At 74.1% G+C, this 16,925-nt stretch carries 14 protein-coding genes; 8 read left to right on the forward strand and 6 right to left on the reverse strand.

All coding sequences use genetic code 11. The annotated features are described in order from the left end of the window. Positions 1-112 precede the first annotated feature (112 nt). From OZ948_08400 to OZ948_08420, 5 genes are all read left to right on the forward strand, one after another. Positions 113-892 carry a FadR/GntR family transcriptional regulator gene (locus OZ948_08400; protein ID MEB2344746.1) on the forward strand — a complete coding sequence of 260 codons (780 nt, stop codon included), beginning with the start codon at positions 113-115 and terminating at the stop codon, positions 890-892. Next, entirely contained in the window at positions 889-2,553 is a 1,665-nt protein-coding gene (locus tag OZ948_08405; protein ID MEB2344747.1) for an FAD-binding oxidoreductase, read from the forward strand. Before OZ948_08400 ends, OZ948_08405 begins: the two co-directional genes overlap by 4 nt. Further along, positions 2,550-4,214: a glycerol-3-phosphate dehydrogenase/oxidase gene (locus OZ948_08410; protein ID MEB2344748.1), complete on the forward strand. Its 1,665-nt coding sequence runs from the start codon at positions 2,550-2,552 to the stop codon at positions 4,212-4,214. The genes OZ948_08405 and OZ948_08410 overlap by 4 nt, the downstream gene beginning before the upstream one ends. Positions 4,215-4,316: 102 nt before the next feature. After that, positions 4,317-5,246: a diacylglycerol kinase family lipid kinase gene (locus tag OZ948_08415; protein MEB2344749.1), complete on the forward strand. Its 930-nt coding sequence runs from the start codon at positions 4,317-4,319 to the stop codon at positions 5,244-5,246. A 22-nt stretch (positions 5,247-5,268) separates the two neighbouring features. Next, positions 5,269-6,228 carry a hypothetical protein gene (locus OZ948_08420; protein ID MEB2344750.1) on the forward strand — a complete coding sequence of 320 codons (960 nt, stop codon included), beginning with the start codon at positions 5,269-5,271 and terminating at the stop codon, positions 6,226-6,228. A gap of 66 nt (positions 6,229-6,294) precedes the next feature. On the opposite strand, the gene OZ948_08425 is transcribed toward OZ948_08420, so the two are convergent. Then, a complete protein-coding gene (locus tag OZ948_08425; protein MEB2344751.1) occupies positions 6,295-7,002 on the reverse strand; it encodes an HAD family hydrolase in 708 nt (235 codons plus the stop codon). Between the two features lie 235 nt (positions 7,003-7,237). On the opposite strand from OZ948_08425, the gene OZ948_08430 reads away from it, so the two are divergent. Continuing rightward, positions 7,238-7,708, forward strand: coding sequence for a cold shock domain-containing protein (locus OZ948_08430; GenBank protein MEB2344752.1), 471 nt, complete (start codon positions 7,238-7,240; stop codon positions 7,706-7,708). A 10-nt stretch (positions 7,709-7,718) separates the two neighbouring features. Here the strand turns inward: OZ948_08430 and OZ948_08435 are convergent, their stop codons facing one another. Together OZ948_08435 and OZ948_08440 are read right to left on the reverse strand one after the other, a co-directional pair. Then, a complete protein-coding gene (locus OZ948_08435) occupies positions 7,719-9,836 on the reverse strand; it encodes a bifunctional aldolase/short-chain dehydrogenase (GenBank protein MEB2344753.1) in 2,118 nt (705 codons plus the stop codon). A gap of 2 nt (positions 9,837-9,838) precedes the next feature. Further along, the gene (locus OZ948_08440) at positions 9,839-11,479 is read right to left on the reverse strand and encodes an NAD+ synthase (GenBank protein ID MEB2344754.1); all 1,641 of its coding nucleotides are present in this window, start codon (positions 11,477-11,479) and stop codon (positions 9,839-9,841) included. A 58-nt stretch (positions 11,480-11,537) separates the two neighbouring features. Here OZ948_08440 and OZ948_08445 point away from each other — a divergent pair, with 58 nt between their 5' ends. Next, positions 11,538-12,437 (forward strand): alpha/beta hydrolase, encoded by a 900-nt coding sequence (locus tag OZ948_08445; protein MEB2344755.1) that lies wholly within the window; start codon positions 11,538-11,540, stop codon positions 12,435-12,437. Positions 12,438-12,745: 308 nt separating this feature from the next. Here the strand turns inward: OZ948_08445 and OZ948_08450 are convergent, their stop codons facing one another. After that, a complete protein-coding gene (locus OZ948_08450) occupies positions 12,746-13,213 on the reverse strand; it encodes a MaoC family dehydratase (GenBank protein ID MEB2344756.1) in 468 nt (155 codons plus the stop codon). A gap of 76 nt (positions 13,214-13,289) precedes the next feature. Continuing rightward, positions 13,290-13,904, reverse strand: a complete 615-nt coding sequence (locus tag OZ948_08455; GenBank protein ID MEB2344757.1) for a GNAT family N-acetyltransferase — start codon at positions 13,902-13,904, stop codon at positions 13,290-13,292. Positions 13,905-13,987: 83 nt separating this feature from the next. Here OZ948_08455 and OZ948_08460 point away from each other — a divergent pair, with 83 nt between their 5' ends. After that, positions 13,988-15,508 carry a DUF1329 domain-containing protein gene (locus OZ948_08460; GenBank protein MEB2344758.1) on the forward strand — a complete coding sequence of 507 codons (1,521 nt, stop codon included), beginning with the start codon at positions 13,988-13,990 and terminating at the stop codon, positions 15,506-15,508. 17 nt (positions 15,509-15,525) lie between these two features. Here the strand turns inward: OZ948_08460 and OZ948_08465 are convergent, their stop codons facing one another. Further along, positions 15,526-16,920, reverse strand: a complete 1,395-nt coding sequence (locus tag OZ948_08465) for a DHH family phosphoesterase (GenBank protein MEB2344759.1) — start codon at positions 16,918-16,920, stop codon at positions 15,526-15,528. Between the last annotated feature and the right edge of the window lie 5 nt (positions 16,921-16,925).

A 16,925-nucleotide genomic window follows, 5' to 3' on the forward strand; every position in this document is an offset into this window, starting at 1 on the left:
GCGCTCCGGCCCTGGCAGCCGCTTCGATCATGCGACAACCTGTGGTCCGACCTCCGACATCGGATGTCGGTTGATCGTTCCGCCGACCTGTCTGGGTGAGAAGGAGTCCAGGATGCGCGTGGAGCCGGTGGGAGCCGAGACGCGGGTGGACCGGGTCTTCGAGCAGCTCCGCTCCCAGATCATCTCGGGAGCGGTCGCGGCCGGCGCCCGGCTCCCGAACGAGCGCGAGCTGGCGGAGGCCTTCGGTGTCAACCGGGCGTCGGTGCGCGAGGCCCTGAAGCGGCTCGAGTTCCTGGAGCTGGTCGAGGTCCGGCACGGGCAGGGCACCTTCGTGCAGCCGCTCTCGGCGTCCTCGGCCCTCCAGGTGATCGAGGGCCTCCTGCGCGATCCCGCCGTGGTGACCCGCGCGCTGCTCGAGCAGCTCCTGCTCTTCCGCCGGAACATCACGCTCCAGGTCGTCGAGCTGGCCGCGCGCAACCGCAGCGAGGCGCAGCTCGCCCGCGCGCGCACCTTGCTCGACGAGGAGGCCGCCGAAGGGAGCGATCCCAAGCGGGCCCTCGAGATCGACCTGCGCTGGAACGCGCTGCTCAGCGAAGCCACCGGGAACCTGCTCTACCAGCTCGTCGGCAACCTCTTCACGAAGCTCGTGGCCCGGCTGGGCCCGCTCTACTACAACGCGGAGCGCGATCCCGCGCGCTCGATGCAGAACCATCGTGCGCTGCTGGCGGCCGTCGAGCAGCGCGATCCCGACGCCGCGCGGCGCCGGATCGAGGAGATGCTGCGTTACAGCGAGGAGCGCATCCTCGCAGAGGTGACGCGGCTCGAGGAAGCCGGCGTGATCGGTCCCGGGGCGCACCGCCCGCCGCGCGCTCCGGCGGAGGGAGCGCCGTGACGATCGCGCGCGAGAACCTGCGCTGGAACGGGTGGGGTCGGCTCGGCGAGTCGATCGAGCTCTCCGGCCCGCGGGAGCAGGCGCTGCTGGCCGAGCTCGGCCGCCGGCTCGGGCGCTCCCTCTCGCGTGCACCGGCGCCGATCGAGCTCGATGCCGTGCGGCCGCCGCCCTGCAAGCTCACGCCAGCGGTCCTCGCGCAGCTGCGCGCCGCCTGCGGCGAGGACTTCGTGCGCACCAGCGCCTTCGAGCGCCTCACCCACGCGCTCGGGCGCAGCCTGCCCGACCTGCTCCGGCTGCGACGGGGCGAGATCGAGCGCTTCCCGGAGGCGGTGCTCTACCCGCGCGACGAGGGCGCCGTGGCCGCCGTGCTGCGCATCGCGGCCGAGACGGACCTGGCGGTGGTCCCCTTCGGCGGTGGCTCGAGCGTGGTGGGGGGCGTCGAGCCCCGCACGGGCCCCGGCCAGGCGGGTGCGCTGGCGCTCGACACGACCCGCCTGGACGAGCTCCTGCGCCTCGATCGCGAGAGCGGCACGGCGACCTTCCAGGCCGGGATCGACGGCCCCGCGCTCGAGGCGGCGCTCGCAAGCCAGGGGCTCACGCTCGGCCACTTCCCGCAGTCCTTCGAGCACTCGACCCTGGGTGGCTGGATCGCGACCCGTTCGGTGGGGCAGCAGTCGGACGGCTACGGCGGGATCGACGAACTCCTGGTGTCCGTACGCATGGTGACGCCGGAGGGTGTCGTTCGCACGATCGAAGTGCCGCGTTCGGCCACCGGGCCCGACTGGAACCATCTCGTGCTCGGCTCGGAGGGCGTGCTGGGCGTGATCGTCGAGGCGACGCTGCGGGTGCGGCCGGCGCCGCGGGCCTCCGTGATCCGCGGAGCGTTGTTCCGCAACTGGGCGGACGGGCTCGCCGCCGTGCGCGCGATGCACGGAGCCGGCCTGTCGCTCACGATGGCGCGCCTGTCGGATGCCGCCGAGACGGAGCTCTCCCTGCTCCTGCGCCGCGACCCCATGCGGCGGGTCGACCCAGCCGCCACCGCGCTCGGCCTCGCGGCTCGCGCGGGCTGGGGCTCCGGACGCTGCACGCTCCTCTACGGCGCCGAGGGCGAGCCCGGCCGCGTGCGCGGTGCACTGCGGAGCGCACGCGCGATCGCCTGGCGCCACGGCGGGCTCCCGCTGGGAAGCGCGCCGGGTCGCGCGTGGCGGCGCGAGCGCTTCCGCACGCCCTACCTGCGCGAGTGGCTGCTCGACCACGGTGTCGCCGTCGACACCATGGAGACGGCGCTTCCCTGGAGTCGCGTTGCGGATGGACATCGAGTGGTGACGGATGCCCTGCACGCCGCGCTCGGCGTCCATGCCGGGTCGGGGCTGGCGATGGGGCATCTCTCGCACGGCTACCCCGACGGCGCCTGCCTCTACTTCACGGCGCTCTGGCCCCTCGACGAGGCGCGCCCGCTCGAGCAGTGGGCCGCGATCAAGCGCGACGTGAGCGACGCGATCGTGGCCGCCGGAGGCACGATCTCCCATCACCACGGTGTCGGGACCGATCACGCCGCGTGGCTGGCGCGCGAGCGGGGGACCCTGGCGCTGGCGGCGCTGCGCGCGGCAAAGGCGGCGCTCGACCCGCGCGGGCTCATGAACCCGGGGAAGCTCCTGTGAGCACCGCCGCGTGGGGCCTCGACGAGCGCCGGGCCGCGCTCTCACAGGCGGAGCGCGACGGCGTCGACGTGCTCGTGATCGGGGGCGGTATCTGCGGGGCGGGCGTGGTGCGCGAGGCGGCGGCGCGCGGGCTGCGCGCCTTCCTGGTCGAGCGGGGCGACTTCGCCTCGGGCACCTCGAGCCGCTCCTCGAAGATGATCCACGGTGGGCTCCGCTACCTGGCCCAGGGACACGTCGGGGTGACGCGCGAGGCGTGCCGGGAGCGCGACCAGCTCGCACGGCTCAATCCGAACCTGGTGCGGCCGCTGCCCTTCCTGTTCCCGTCGTGGGTGGGTGGCAAGATCGCGCCCTGGCAGGTGCGCGCCGCGCTCTGGGCCTACTCGGCGCTTGCCAGCTTCCGCCCCGAGGCGAGCTTCCGGATGCTGTCGCGGCAGGAGGTCGCCGAGTACTCGCACGACGTGCGGCTCGACGGGCTGCGCGCTGCCGGTCTCTACCACGACGCCCAGGCCGACGACGCGCGGCTCGTGCTGGAGGCGCTGAAGAACGCGCGCCGGCTCGGCGGTGACGCGGCGCCGCACGCGGAGGTCGTCGAGCTGCTGCGGGACGGCGGGCGCGTGGCCGGCGCGCGGGTGCACGACCGGCTCGAGGGCCGGACGCTCGCGATCCGCGCCCATGTGGTGGTGAACGCGGCGGGGCCCGGGATCGCGCGCGTGCGCGGGCTCGACGCCGGCGCCCGCGCGGTACACGTGCGTCCGGCCAAGGGCGTGCATCTCGTGATCCCGCGCCAGCGCCTGCACACGCGGGGCGCCGTTGCGCTGGAAGGGGAGGACGGCCGGCATCTCTTCGTGTGTCCCTTCGAAGACGTGCTGATGATCGGCACCACCGACACCTTCAGCGACGAGATCGACGAGCCGGTGGTCACGATCGACGAGGTGCACTACCTGCTGGCAGCGGCCAACGCGGCCTTCCCGAGCGCCGTCCTCACCACCAACGACATTCGCAGCGTGTGGGCGGGCGTGCGCCCGCTGGTTGCGGACGAGGATGCCGATGCGCCGCCCTCCGACGTGTCGCGCGAGGCGGAGATCGAGGAGTCGCCGAGCGGCCTCCTGTCGGTGGCGGGCGGCAAGCTCACCACGTTCCGCGCGATGGGCGAGGCGGCGGTGGAGCGCGCGCTGCGCCGGCTTCCGGCCGGGCGCCGGCGGGCTGCCGGGCCGAGCCGCACCTTCGGGATGGCGCTGCGCGACGACGGTTTCGACGCGGCGGCGCTCGAGCAGGAGCTGCGCGGGCGCCACCGCCTCTCGCCGCGGAGCGCCGAGCATCTGGTGCGCGCCTGGGGCGAGGAGTCACTTGCGCTGCTCGCAGCGGCGCCCGAGGCATGGCGGCGCCCGATCGGGCGCTCGCGCTACCTCTACGCCGAGATCCCCTGGGCCTTCCGCACCGAGTGCGCCGCCTCGCTGTGCGACGTGCTCGAGCACCGCGTGCGCCTGGCGCTCTTCGCGGAAGGGCAGGGCCTGCCCGAGCTCTCGCGCCTCGCCGCCGTCGCCGGCGAGGCGCTCGGCTGGGACGCCGAGCGCACCCGCGCCGAAGCCTCCACCTACGCCGCCGCCGTCCGCCGCCGCTACCAGATCGCCGCCACCCCTCCTGCGCGCGCCGTCGCCTAGGGGACAGACCCGGCGATCCGGCGATTTGGGGACAGACCCGGCGATCCGGCGATTCTCAAGGAGAATCGCCGGATCGCCGGGTCTGTCCCCTAAGCTACCGCGATGCGCATCCTGGCAATCGTGAACCCCCGCAGCCGCGCGGGGGCGACGGCGCGGCGTTGGCCGGGGGTCGAGGCGAAGCTCCGCCAGGCTCTCGGGCCGCTCGAGGTGGAGGCGACGCGCGGTCCGCGCGATGCGGAGAGGATCGCGCGCGAGGGCGTGCGGGCCGGTGTCGAGCTCGTGGTCGTGGCTGGCGGCGACGGCACGCTCTCGGAGACCGCGGCGGGCCTGCTCGGCGCGGGGCTCGGCCGCTACGCCGAGATCGCGCCGCTCCCGCTCGGCACGGGCGGCGACTTCGTGCGGGGCCTCGGCCTGTCCGGCGACCTCGACGCCGCCATCGCGCGCATCGCCGCCGGCAAGGTCCACCGGATCGACGCCGGCCGCATCGCCTTCCACGACCGGCGTGGCCAGCCCGCCACCACCCACTTCGTGAACATCGCGAGCGCCGGCGTCTCGGGCCTCGTGACCGAGCTGGTGAACCGCGCTCCCAAGGCGCTCGGCGGCCGGCTCTCGTTCCTGATCGGCACGCTGCGTGCGATCGCGCGCTGGCAGGCGGCGCCGGTCCGGATCCGCGTCGACGGCACGGTCGTGCACGAGGGACCGCTCGATCTCGCCGCCGTCGCCAACGGCTCGCACTTCGGCGGCGGCATGCGCGTGGCCCCCGCGGCGCGACCCGACGACGGCCTCTTCGACGTGATCTCGATCCGCGGGACCTCGCGGGCCCGACTCCTGCGCCACCTGCCGCTCCTCTACGACGGCCGCCACCTGTCGCTTCCCGATGTTGCGAGCCATCGGGGCGTCCACGTCGAGATCGAGCCTCTCCGCTCCGACACCGAAGTATGCATCGAGGTGGACGGCGAGCCGCTCGGGCGCCTGCCGGCGCGTTTCGAGCTGCTGCCCGGCGCCCTGGCCCTGCGCGGGCTCCCGCCGTGAGCCCGCTCCACCGTCCCGGCCCATGAGCGTCTTCGCGGAGGTACGGGCCGCTGCGGCCCGCGTGATGGAGCGTGCCCGGAGCGCGCGCATCGACGAGGCCGCGCTGGCGGCGCTCGCCGGCCGCCTGCTCGCGACCCCGCAGCCACCGCCGGCCTGGGACCCCGTCGCCCATCACGTCGGGACCCCTGCCTCACGGCTTGCCTACGTGCTCACGCTCGACGCCGTGAATTTCGGGAGCGGCTGGTTCCCGAAGCTGCGCAAACGCCCGGGCCTCTCCGGCTACTACACCGTCGCGATGGGGCTCAAGGACCGCTTCGACGAAGCGGGCCCCTGGAGCGCCGCCGAGCTCGGGAAGCTCACCCCGGGCGATCTTGCGGCCGTCACGGGCCAGTCGCTCGAGGATCCCGAGGTGGCGGAGCTGATGGTGCTCTTCGCGCGCGCGCTGAACGACCTCGGCACGCTGCTCACCGCCCGGCATGGTGGCCGCTTCGAAGCACTCGTCGAGACGGCGGCTGGCTGCGGCGCCCGGCTCGTGGAGGCGCTCGCGGAGATGCCGCTCTACCGCGACGTCTCCCGCTACGACGGCTTCCCGGTGCCCTTCTACAAGCGCGCCCAGATCACCGTCGCCGACCTCGCGATCGCGTTTGCGGCCGAGGGCCCGGGCCGCTTTCACGACCTCGACGAGCTCACCTGCTTCGCCGACAACCTGGTCCCGCACGTGCTTCGCCGCGAGGGCGTGCTCGTCTACGCGCCCGCCCTCGCGGCGCGCATCGACGCCGAGGAGCGGCTCGAGGCCGGCTCACCCGAGGAGGTCGAGATCCGCGCCGCCGGCGTCCACGCCGTCGAGGGCCTCGTCGCGGCGATCCGTGCGGGCGGCGGCCGCGCGACGGCGCACGAGATCGACATGGCGCTCTGGCAGCGCGGGCAACGTCCCGAGATCAAGGCGCATCCCCGTCACCGGGCGCGCTGCCCCTACTACTGAAGGCGTGGTCGGCCGCGGTCGCCTCCGGGCCGCTGCCGCGCGGGTGCCGCCGGCCGCTCCCTTCCCTCAGCCGCTCGCGATCGCGAGCAGCTCGCGCAGGCTCCCGATCACGTGGTGCGGGGCGGGGGCGCCCTCGGGCGGCGGGCTCCCGATCAGGACGCTGGTCATGCCGAGCGCGTTCGCGCCCGCGACGTCGTGCCAGGGGGAGTCGCCGACGAAGAGCACCGACTCCGGCGCCGGGTCGCCCGCCTTCTCGAGCGCGAGCCGGAAGATGCGCGCGTCGGGCTTGCAGGAGCGCGCCTCCTCGCTGGTCGTGATCGCGTCGACGTGCGCCTCGAGCCCGAGCCGGCTCCAGATCGCCGCGAGCTGGTCGTCGTCGATGTTGCTCACGATCGAGACGTGGAGGCCGCGCGCGCGCAGCCCCGAGAGCGTCTCGGCGGCGTCGGGCCGGGGCGCCACCTCGGGCTCGCCGAGGACCCGGCCCTGCGAGAAGCGGACGTCCTCGTCCGCGGGCTCCGCGGCGACGCCGAGGCTGCGCAGGAACCGGGCGTGGGCCTCGCCGAAGAGATCCCGGTGCAGGTAGTACGGGCGGCTCGCCCAGCTCGCCATCGTGGTCGCCATCGCGATCCGGTAGGCGCGCCGCAGCTCGTCGAGCGGCGCGGCGACGCCGCGGCCGCGCGCCATCTCCTCGAGCACCCGGTCGAAGTGGGCGTTGATCGAGCCGTAGCTGAAGAGGGTCCCGCCGAGGTCGAAGAACACCGCTCGATGACGCACGCGGACCTCCGGGGACGGCTCGGAACGGACCAGCGTAGCCAGCTCCTCGGAGAAGCCCAAACCCGCGTCACCATGAAGGTTTGACACGTTTCCGGGCTGCCCTATCCTGCGCAGCTCTCCGCGACCGGTTCCCCCCGGCGCGCAGTTCCCCGACTCTGCGGCCCGACGCGCTCCAGCCGGTCTCCCACCGCCCTGGCGCCCCTCTCCGGCCGACCCCTGCGGGGGGAGGTGCCCGATGCTCCAGCTCGACACGATCGAGACCGGCAGCCGCGTGACCCACAAGAACACCGGCCTCCGCTACACGGTTGCGGACCTCGGCGAGGAGGAGGTCCTGCTCTCGCCCGACAACTCCGAGTTCCAGGACCTGCTCGTGCCGGTCGATCTGTTCCGCCAGGAGTTCATCGCGAGCGACCGCTACAGCGCCGGCCGCGGCCGCCCGCGTGCCCGCCGCCCCGCGGCCGCCGTGCCGACGGGTCCGAAGACCCGCGGCCGCATCAAGAAGATGGTCCGCGACCGCGGCTTCGGCTTCATCCGGGGAGACGACGGCAAGGAGGTCTTCTTCCACCGCTCCGGCCTGAACGCCGGCGACTACGACGCGCTCAACGAGGGCGACGCGGTCGAGTACGTGGTGCAGGAGGGCCCGCGCGGCGCACGCGCCGAGAACGTGCGCGCGGTGACGGACGCGCCCGCCCCCGCCACGGCCTAGTCCGAGCCGATCAGCGCGGCGTGGCGTCCGGGAGGCCGCCGTCCACGGGGAGCGTCGCTCCGGTGGTCGGCGTCTGGCGCGTCGCGAAGAAGACGACCGCGTTGGCGACGTGCTCGGGCGTGATGCGCGCCTTCAGCAGGTTGCGGTCGCGGTAGTAGGCCTCGAGTCCGGCCGCGTCGAGCCCGCGCGCGCGCATGCGCGCGGGCCCGACCTCCTGCCACAGGCCCGAGGGGCGCGCCGCGTCGCCGAACACGGCGTCGGGCGCCACCAGGTTCACGCGCACGTCCTGCGGCGCGAGCTCGAGGCTCGCGATCCGGGCGAGCTGGTGGGCGGCGGCCTTGGTGGCGCTGTAGGCGCCGAAGCCCGCGCCGGGCGCGAAGACGTTCTTCGTGGAGACGAGGACGACGTCGCCGCCGGTCGCCTGGGCGGCGAAGTGGCGCGCCGCCTCGCGCAGCAGGAGCAGCGTGCCTTCGAGGTTCACCTGCTCGAGCCGCCGGAAGGCGTCGAGCGAGAGCTCGGCGAGGGGCGCGACGTGGGCAGCGCCGGCGTTGGCGACCACGAGATCGACGCCGCCGAAGGCGAGCGCCGCCTCCGCGAACGCGGCCGACACCGAATCAGGATCGGTCACGTCGAGCGGAACCGCGGCGAGGCGCGGTCCGGCGTCCTTCGCGAGCTCTGCCGCGAGCGCGTCGAGTCGCGCGCCGGGGAGGTCGGTGGCCACGACGTGGCAGCCTTCGCGCAGCAGGCCGCGCACGATCCCGGCGCCGATCGCGCCCGCCGCGCCCGTGACGAGCGCCACCTCGGAGCCGAGCCGCGGCCGCACGGCCCGGCCGAGCTTCGCCTGCTCGAGCGCGTAGTACTCCATCTCGAAGAGATCGCGCTCGCAAAGCCCGGCGTAGCTGCCGCCGGCCCCGGCGATCCGGCGCTTCACCGCGAGCGTCTGGCGCGCGATGTCGCGCACCACGCCGGCGGCCTTCGCGTCGGGCCCCGCGCAGACGGCCCCGATCCCCGGCGCCAGCACGATGCGGGGCATCGGATCGGCGGGCCGGATGCCGGGCGGCAGGAGCGCGCGGTGGCGCTCGAGGTACGCCTCGTAGTCGCGCGCGTAGGCGGCCAGCGCGCCCCGCAGCCCGGGCAGCGCCTCGTCGTCGCGACCGCCGCCGTCCGGCAGCTCGAGCCAGAGGGGCAGCGCCTTCGTCCGGATCAGGTGGTCGGGGGTGAGGGGCGGCGTCAGCGCGAGCGGCCGGGCGCCCTCGGCGTCGACGAAGTCGAGCACCTCGCGCTCGAGGAGTGGGCGCAGGACGGTGCGGCGCCACGGACGGTCCGGGTCCCCGCTCGCGGTCGCGAGCGCGCCGCGCAGGAGCGGCGCGAGGCGCGCCATGCGCGCGCGGGCGGTCGCGAGCTCCGTGGGCGCTCCCCGCACCCGCAGGGGCCGCGTCTGGCGCCGCTCGGTCCAGCGCTCGGCCGCATCGACGACGGCGATCATGCGCTCGTAGGACTCGCGCGCGGTCTCGCCCCAGGTGAAGACCCCGTGCTGCACGAGCACCATCGCGGTGGCGCCGGGATTCGCCTCGGCCGCGTCGGCGGCGGCCCGGGCCAGGTCGAAGCCCGGCTTCACGTAGGGGAGCAGGATCGCGTCCGCTCCGAGTGCGTCGCGCAGGCACGCCTCGCCGTCCGCACGGTTCGAGAGCGCGAGGATCGCGTCCGCGTGGGTGTGGTCGACCACGCGTGCGGGCAGCCAGGCATGCATCAGGGTCTCGATCGACGGCGTCGCCGCGGCGGCGTCGAAGAGCGCGGCGCGCAGCTCGTTCACCATCGCCTCGTCGTCGAGCGTCTCGACCGCGCGCAGCCGGCGCAGCCAGGCGAGATCGGTGGCGGGCAGCCCCTCCGGCACGATCGCGGCCAGGTCGTAGCCCGAGGCCTTCACGAACAGCGCCGGGACCTTCTCGCCGAGGACGGTCTGGTGCGTGCCCTTCGACGAGGTGTTGCCGCCGCCGTGCAGCACCAGCGCCGGGTCCGCCCCGAGCAGCCGGCTCGAGTAGACGCGCAGCGCCAGCTCCTCGCCGTGGCGCTCTCCCCAGCGCTCGACGGCGGCGCGGGCCTCGCTCTCGCACCAGCGGCTCTCCATGCTCAGCCCTCGTAGCGGTGGACGATCGGCAGGCGCCGCCCGCTGCCGAAGGCCTTGCGGGACGTGCGCAGCACGAGCGGCGCCTGGCGGCGCTTGTACTCGTTGCGGTCGAGCTGGCGCACGATGCGGCGCACCTCCTCGCGGCCGACGCCCGGCGGCGGCTCGATCTCGTCGGCTCCGCGGCCGCCCTCGATGGCCTGCTCGAGCACCGCGTCGAGGACCGGGTAGGGCGGCAGGTCGTCCTCGTCGCGCTGGCCGGGCGCCAGCTCGGCCGAGGGCGGCTTGTCGATGCTGCTCTGCGGGATCCGCTCGCCGTGGCGGTTGGCGTGGCGGGCCAGCGCGTAGACGTCGCGCTTGTAGACGTCGCCGAGGACGGCGAGGCCGCCCACGGTGTCGCCGTAGAGCGTGCAGTAGCCGATCGAGAGCTCGCTCTTGTTGCCGGTGGCGAGCACCAGGCGGCGCTCCTCGTTCGAGATCGCCATCAGGATCGCGCCCCGGATCCGCGACTGGATGTTCTGCTGGGTGAGGCCGTAGTCCTCGCGCACGCCGAAGAGCCCGCCGAAGACGCGCCGGTACTCCTCGTAGACGGGCCGGATGTCGACGAGCCGGGTCTCGATGCCGAGCGCGCGCCCGAGCGCACGCGCATCCTCGATGCTGTGGGGCGACGAGAACGGGCCCGGCATCAGCACGCCGAGCACGCGATCGGCGCCGAGCGCCTCGACGGCGAGGTGCGCGGTCAGCGCCGAGTCGATCCCGCCCGAGAGGCCGACGACCGCGCCCGGCGGCAGGCTCTGCTTGCGGAAGTAGTCGCGGATCGCGAGCACCAGGCCCGCCTCGAGCTGCGCCGCGCCGATCGGCTCGGCGACCGCGTCGGGCGCGATCGGAGCCGGTGGTGCGTCCAGGTCGAGCACCTCGAGCGCGGGCTCGAAGAGCGGCAGCGAGGCCCGGATCCGGCCCTCGGCGTCGACCAGGAAGGAGCCGCCGTCGAAGATGAGCTCGTCGTTGCCCCCGACCTGGTTGCAGAAGGCGATCGGAACGCGATGCCGGCGGGCCAGGCCCGCGAAGAGCGAGCGCCGCTCGGCGGGCTTTCCCTGGTGCCAGGGCGAGGCCGACAGGTTCAGGACCAGGCGCACGCCGCGCGCCGCGAGCTCGCCGGTGGGGTCGAGGCCGTAGGCCACGCGGTCCACCCAGCCGTCCTCGCACACCGTGAGGCCGAGGGCGATCCCCGCGAGCGTCGCCGGCAGGCGGCTCGTGGCGGGAGCGAAGTAGCGGCTCTCGTCGAACACGTCGTAGGTCGGCAGCAGGGTCTTGGCCTGCACGGCGGCGCGCCGGCCGCCGGCCAGCAGCACGGCGCAGTTGCCGAGCCCCTTGCCGCCGTGCGGCTCCACCGGCAGCACGGCGCCGAGCGCGATCGCGATGCGCCGCGAGGCGGGCTCGAGCGCCGCGAGCTCGCGGAGCTGGTCCTCGACGAAGCCCTCGCGCTCGAGGAGGTCCATGGGCGGATAGCCGCTCAGCACCAGCTCGGGGAGCAGCACCAGCTCCGCACCGGCCGCCGCCGCCTTGGCGGCGGCCTCCTCGACGAGCCGGCGGTTGCCCGCGAGGTCGCCGACCGTGGGGTTCACCTGGGCGAGGGCGATGCGCACGGCGGCAGGATAACCGAGGGCCATTGCCGCTGCGCACGGAGCCCCGCAACATCGGCGCATGTCGGAGATCGTCGGTCCTACCTCCCACTTCTTCGTCTCGCAACGCCTGCGGCTCCACTACGTGGACTGGGGCAACGAGGGCGCCCCGCCGCTCGTGCTGGTGCACGGCGGGCGCGACCACGCCCGCAACTGGGACTGGGTGGCGCGCGAGCTGCGCCGCGACTGGCACGTGGTGGCGCCGGACCTGCGCGGCCACGGCGACAGCGGCTGGGCGATCGGCGGCATGTACGCGGTCGCGGACTTCGTGCTCGACCTCGCCAACCTGATCGACGCGCTGCGCGTGGAGCGCGTGCACCTGGTCGGCCACTCGCTCGGGGGCGCCGTGAGCCTGATGTACACGGGCGTGTTCCCGGAGCGGGTGGCGAAGCTGGTCGCGATCGAGGGGCTGGGCCCGCCGCCGAAGCTCCTCGCGCGGCTCCGGGAGCGCCAGCCCTGGGAGCGCATGCAGGACTGGGTGCAGCAGATGCGCGGGCTCGCGGCACGCCTGCCGCGCCGCTACGAGAGCCTGGAAGCCGCCGCTGCCCGCATGCGCGAGGAGAACTCCTTCCTCTCCGAGGAACAGGCGCTTCATCTCACCGTGCATGGCGTCAACCGCAACGAGGACGGCACCTACTCCTGGAAGTTCGACAACTACGTGCGCGCCTTCGCGCCGTACCGCTTCGACGTCGATGACATGCGCGCGCTCTGGGGGCGCATCGAGTGTCCGACCCTGCTCGTGCGGGGTGCCGACTCCTGGGCGAGCGATCCGGTCGTGGACGGGCGCATCGAGCCCTTCCGCAACGCGCACGCGACGACGATCGCCGACGCAGGCCACTGGGTTCACCATGATCAGATGCGGGAGTTCCTGCGGGTGCTACAGGGGTTCTTCGCGGAGGCCGAGGGCGGGGCTGGCGGATGAGGCCGGGTGCCCCGCGGCTGGAGCTGACGACGCGCCAGGCGCGTCGCAGCTCAGCCGCTTCGCGGCCGATCCGCTGCGGGAGTTCCTGCGGGTGCTACAGGGGTGTTTCGCGGAGGCCGAGGGTGGGGCTGGCGGATGAGGCCGGGTGCCCCGCGGCTGGAGCTGACGACGCGCCATGCGCGTCGCAGCTCAGCCGCTTCGCGGCCGATCCGCTGCGGGAGTTCCTGCGGGTGCTACAGGGGTGTTTCGCGGAGGCCGAGGGCGGGGCTGGCGAAGGAGGCCGGGTGCCCGCGGCTGGAGCTGGGAGGTCAGGGAAAGTAGAGGTAGATCGCGTCGGCGGTACACACGGGCTTGTCACCGCCCTCGACCTCGAAGACGAGGTGGATCGTGGTGTGCGCGGCGCCGCTCGGCAGCTCGCGCACGTTCTTGAGCTCGGCGCTGAGGCGGACGCGGGCGCCCGCGGGCACCGGGGCGGGGAGGCGCATCCTCTCGAGCCCGTAGTTCATCGCCAGCCGCGCGCCCTTCACCTCGACGAGCCGGGGCAGCAGGACGGGGGCCAGCGCGATCGTGAGATAGCCGTGCGCGATCGGGCCGCCGAAGGGCGACTCGCGGCGCGCGCGCTCGACGTCGACGTGGATCCACTGGTGGTCGCCGGTGGCGCGGGCGAAGGCGTCGATCTGCTCCTGCCCGACCGTCATCCAGTCCGAGGGCCCGACGCGCTGGCCGACGAAGCTCTTCAGCGCCGAGACGCTCGGGATGACGAGGGAGTCGGCCATGGACGTGCCTCCGCGGGGCCGCGCGAACGGTAACACAGGCCGCCCGGGGCAGACGCGGGGCGGGCGGGCTCCGGCTTCACGGGTGCCGGAGGGGTCCGGCGGGCGGTCGTGCCATGAACCAGCAGGGGACGTCGAGGACGCGGGCTTCCTTCGCGACCTCGAAGCCGGCGCGTCTGTAGAAGACCACGTTCTCGGGCTTGTCGGTCTCGAGCCAGGCGTGCGCGCCGCCCGCGTCGAGCGCTTCGGCGAGATCCGCGAGCAGCCGGCTCCCGATGCCGAGGCCCTGGAGCCCGCCCTCGACGGAGACGGGCCCCACGTGCCAGTGCGGAGCCTGCGGGTCGCGCGCGGCCCACGCCTCGAGCCAGCGCAGGCTCCGCGCGAAGGGGCGAGGACCACTGCGCAGGAGTGCGAGAGCGGCCCGGGCGAGCGCGGATGCCGGCATGCGGCACGCACCCGGCGGCACGGCGCCGCACACCCCGACCACGAAGCCGGCGCGCACGGCCACACGCGGGGGCTCCGGCACCACGGCGAAGAGCGCCCGGAACAGCCGCTCGAGCGCGGCGACACGCCGGTCGGGGTCCGCGCCGAAGGCCGCCACGTGGATCGGGTTGTCGCGCATGCCGCGCGCGGCGACGCCGGCCGCCGCCCGGCGCTCCTCGGGCCGCAGGCGCCGCACCTCGATCTCGAGCATCCATGGCCTCCGGTACGAGCAGCCACACGGGGTGCCCGCGGAGAGATAGAATGGCATCGATCCGACCGGGAAGGAGGCGGCTCGTGCGCGGTACGCTCCGTTCCCTGCGATTCGTCCTGTCGCTGCTCTACCTCGTCGTCTGGCCTGCGATGTCGGCGCAGCCGGCGGAGGAGGGCGCGCCGCTTCCGCCGGCCGCTGGCGGCCCCTGGTTCCTCCCCCCCGAAGGCGCCTGCACGCCCGGCGGCGGGCTGCGCCTCGCCGCCGGAGACGATGCCGTGGCGTCGTTTCCGTGGGCACCCGGCGACGCGCTCGCCCTCGCGCAGGTCGAGGCGCTCCGCCGCTTCCTCCCGAAGCCGCTCTGGGACTACCGCGAGCGCTTCTTCTACGAGGGCATGCGCCTCGAGATCGGGCCTTGCTACCGGGACTACTCGCCACCGGCCTTCTTCCAGGACGCGAGCCGGGGATCCGCTTCCGCGCCGACCCTGGCACGAGACGGCGGCCTCGCGGGCTGGAGCGCCGGCTTCGCCTTTCCGCCCGACACGATCGATCCCGCCGACCCCCAGGCCGGCACGAAGTGGGCCTGGAACGCGGCGACCCGCTACCAGGGCGCGGGCTTCCGCGGGCGCTTCCGGGTCGTCGACCTGCTCGGTCGCGTCGGTCGCGCCGAGCCCTTCGAGGGCGAGATCTTCCGGATGCAGCTCACGCATCGCGCGGACCTGCCCGACCAGGGGTTCGCCACCGCGTTCGCGAAGGACAACTGGTGGGTCGCTGGTGGCCGCTTCTTCGAGCCGACCAACGCGCGCGAGTTCGCCTGGCGGCAGTACCGCAACGAAGACGCGCTCGCGAAGGCCGCGCGCACCGACGACCTGATCGCCTATCTCCCGACCTGGCGGCGGGTGCGGCGGATCCCGGCTGTTCACGTCGAAGGCCTCTACATGCCCTCGTTCAGCGTGGGCGTCGCGCCTGCGCAGCAGCTCACGGTCGGCGGCGGTGCGGCCGGCGCGGGCGGCGGCGTGGTATCGGCCGGCGGCGTCGGCGCCGAGGGCGGCACTCTCCAGACCCGGCGCAGCGGCTTCGAGGGCCAGGAGATCCGCCCCCTGCTCTGGGACTGGCAGCTGCATGGCGTCCAGGACCTGCTCGCCCCCATCAACATCATGAGCCCGATGTATCCAGCCGAGGAGAACCGCGAGTTCGGGCCGTGGGGTCTCTCGTTCGCGAGCGACCGTTGGGATCTGCGCCGCGCGCTGGTGCTGGAGGGACGCATCAAGGGCAAGCCCGGCGAGCGCGGCGAGGCGCGCGTGCTGTGGTACTTCGACCTCCAGACGCTCGTGCCGCTCTACTACATGGCCTACGACGCGAAGGACGAGCCGATCGACGTCGGCGTCTTCGCGAGCCGCTGGAGCGAGGACCGTCCCGACTACCCGCGCTGGCCCGACGACCCGAAGCGGCCGCTGCGGGTGCTCGATTCGATGGGGGCGGCCTTCGCGAACCTCGCCGAGGACGGCAGCTGGCGCCGCGAATCGTGGAACCTGGTCGCGACGCCGCCGCCCGACCAGCAGCTCGAGAAGATGACGTCGTCGTCGGATCTGACGAAGGGACGCTGAGCGACGCGGGACCGCGGCTACTCGCCGTCGCGGTGGATCGCGCGGACGAAGGCCTCGTGGAGGGCCTTACGGATCGTGGCGTGGTCGGCCTTGTGGTAGGTCTTGCGGAAGGCCTTGAGCGGGATGATGCCCTTGGCCATCGTGCGATGGCCGCCCCCCACGCCGAGGCCCTCGACGACGGCCCGCACCACCTCGCCGGCAGCGCGCACGTAGCCGACGTTGCGTACCGAGAAGACCAGGTCTCCACCCACGATGCCGGCGGCCACCGACCACTCGGCGCCCTCCGCCTGGAGGCCCAGGTCCGCGACCTGCGGGATCACGTCCTCGCGCACCCGGCCGAGCACCAGCATGTGGATGCCGTCCTCGACGGCGGTGCGGGCGAGCGAGCGCCCGAGCGCGCGCAGGCCACCGACCGGCAGCGCCGGGCGCTCGATGCGGCGCAGCAGCGCGGGGCTGTGCAGCGCGTGCAGGAACGCGAAGCTCTGGATGTCGCGGCCGCTGGTCTCGCGGCCGAGCAGCTGCGTGTCGCTCTTGATGCCGTAGAGCAACGCGGTCGCGAGCTTGGGCCGGACCTCCGCGCCCGCCGCACGCACGTACTCGGTGAGGATCGTCGAGGTGGCGCCGTAGGACGGCCGGATGTCGCGGATGCGCGCCTCGTAGCCGCTGCGCTCCGGGTGGTGATCGATCACGACGTCCACCGAGAGCACATGCGGTGGTGCGCCCTCGCCGAAGACCGTCGGCTGGACGTCGACGAGCGTCAGGCTGTCGAACTCCGCGAGCTCGGCAGGGGTCACGGTGCGCACCTCGATGCCGAGGGCGGCGACCATGGCACGGTTCTCGGGCCGCTTCACCGCGCCGAAGGAGACCAGCGGCGTGCTCGTGCTCTTGCGCCCGAGCAGCGCACGGAGCGCCACGCCGCAGGCGATGCCGTCGGGGTCGGGGTCGGGCTGGAGCAGGATCGCGATCTTCTCGCGCAGCTCGAGCAGCTCGCGGATCTCGGTCACGCGGCGCAGGTTGGCGAGGTGGTCGAACTCCTCGTCGAAGTCGTCGCGGATCAGCGAGCGCAGCCGGCCCAGGCGCAGGCAGCGGTGCGGCAGGAGCTGCCCGGGCTCGAGCTCGTCCGAGAGCACCAGGACGGGGGCCTGTGGCACCGCGTCGTTCAGCACCGCCACGGCCTGGCGCACGAAGCCCGGCTCCTCCGAGACGATCCCGAAGACGTCCCCTTCCTTGGGGTTCAGCTTCGCGATCGCCTCGGGAACCAGCCCCCCCTGGAGGGCGCGAAAGCCCTGGGGCCGGGCGCGCGACTCATCCTCCCGCGGGACCCAGGTGAGCTCCTCGCTGTCCGCCGCTCCGATCCGGCTCCACAGCCGTGCGAGCTCGGCGCCATCGCAGACGATGATCCGGCGGTTCAAGGGGG

It is taken from the genome of Deltaproteobacteria bacterium, assembly GCA_035063765.1.
Lineage (GTDB): Bacteria > Myxococcota_A > UBA9160 > UBA9160 > PR03 > CAADGG01.

Coding starts and splice junctions, on each gene's coding strand:
- OZ948_08445 (MEB2344755.1), top strand. CDS start 11,538: ATGTCGGAGATCGTCGGTCCTACCTCCCACTTCTTCGTCTCGCAACGC.
- OZ948_08415 (MEB2344749.1), top strand. CDS start 4,317: ATGCGCATCCTGGCAATCGTGAACCCCCGCAGCCGCGCGGGGGCGACG.
- OZ948_08420 (MEB2344750.1), top strand. CDS start 5,269: ATGAGCGTCTTCGCGGAGGTACGGGCCGCTGCGGCCCGCGTGATGGAG.
- OZ948_08450 (MEB2344756.1), bottom strand. CDS start 13,213: ATGGCCGACTCCCTCGTCATCCCGAGCGTCTCGGCGCTGAAGAGCTTC.
- OZ948_08430 (MEB2344752.1), top strand. CDS start 7,238: ATGCTCCAGCTCGACACGATCGAGACCGGCAGCCGCGTGACCCACAAG.
- OZ948_08400 (MEB2344746.1), top strand. CDS start 113: ATGCGCGTGGAGCCGGTGGGAGCCGAGACGCGGGTGGACCGGGTCTTC.
- OZ948_08435 (MEB2344753.1), bottom strand. CDS start 9,836: ATGGAGAGCCGCTGGTGCGAGAGCGAGGCCCGCGCCGCCGTCGAGCGC.
- OZ948_08455 (MEB2344757.1), bottom strand. CDS start 13,904: ATGCTCGAGATCGAGGTGCGGCGCCTGCGGCCCGAGGAGCGCCGGGCG.